Annotated in this window: 1 protein-coding gene; it reads right to left on the bottom strand. The window is 61.6% G+C overall.

Going from position 1 to position 1160, the window contains the following annotated elements; all coding sequences use genetic code 11:
- Positions 1 to 398: 398 nt before the first annotated feature.
- On the bottom strand, positions 399 to 758 hold the full coding sequence (locus BO39_RS29470; RefSeq protein WP_156964201.1) for a hypothetical protein: 360 nt from the start codon (positions 756 to 758) through the stop codon (positions 399 to 401).
- Positions 759 to 1160: the final 402 nt, after the last annotated feature.

Raw genomic sequence — 1160 nt, 5'->3', positions numbered from 1 at the left:
ATCGGCCGCCTGCTCAAGACCTTCATCCCAGCCGAGTACAGGAACTACCTCGCCAACTCAGGCTATGCGTTCGAGTAGGGTGGAAAAGCTCTAGTATCGTCGGGATGTGCGGATTGCCATTGCGCGATCGGCTACCCGGCTTCGCGAGGCGGATGGAACCCTAATTCCTATTCGGGTGATTGAGCGGCTGATTATAAGAGAGGTCGGCGAGAAGGTCCCTACCGGACTGAGCCGACACGAGATAATCGGCATTCTCGACCGACCATCCCAGACACACGCCGCACTGCGCCGTCTGAGATTTCGTGCGTTCTACCCTCGGCACTGGCAGGTTCTCCACGAGTGGAGAACCTGCCATCGAGAGAGAAGATAAAACCCAGCTTTGAGTCCGGTCGCAGTACCTACCGATCTTCCTCCCACATTGCGGGATAGATGAAGTAATCCCGGTCGCCCAAAGCGGCGCCGTCGAGGGTGGCACCGATGATCCGATAGTGATTACTTTCAGGCCGTGCGGCGGTTGCCGTTACAACCTGCCCCTTTTTTGCCTCGACTTTTTCATCAGCCTGCAACGACGAGGCCGGCTCGGCCGTCAGCTTCAGAAAGGTTGTTTGCTTAGCCCTCCACCGCAGGCCGCCCTGCTTTGACGTGCCGGGCTCGCCACGCGGCACGGCTTTGATCCGTCCCTGTGCATCCTGAAGCCCGTAATGCCCGTCCGGGATCTCCACCCAGACGCCGTCCGCGCCTGCGATCAGCAGTTCCATCAAAAACCTCGCCCGTTGCGAGAGCATCCATAACCACAGCCGTGCTCCGGCCGTCCAGATGGGCAATTACATGCTGCCAGTGGAGCTGCGAGCCCGCCACTAGAGGGGGTGCCCTATGCACCGCACGCACGGGCGCGGCTGGAGGAGGGGGGATATGGCCCAGGCCTCCCCGATCCACGCCAACGCCCGCTCAGTCGACGCCTGCGCCCCCACCCGCAGGGCTTCCAGTATGCCCCAAGCGACGCGCTCCAGCCGGCGGGGAGGGTAGGGTGCCGGCCTCTCTCCATGTGGCATCGTCAACTTGCCGGCCCCAAGTCAACAAGGCTGACTGATCTGCAGCGAGACCAAAACTGATCAAGCCCGCACGGCAACCCCGCTGATGTCGGACCACACCTCAAACGC

This window comes from Roseomonas aerilata DSM 19363 (assembly GCF_000711725.1).
GTDB lineage: Bacteria > Pseudomonadota > Alphaproteobacteria > Acetobacterales > Acetobacteraceae > Roseomonas > Roseomonas aerilata.
This window is presented reverse-complemented; position numbering and strand designations above follow the sequence as displayed.

Excerpts from the sequence above, each read along its gene's own strand:
- BO39_RS29470 (WP_156964201.1), bottom strand. The coding sequence starts at position 758 with ATGGAACTGCTGATCGCAGGCGCGGACGGCGTCTGGGTGGAGATCCCG.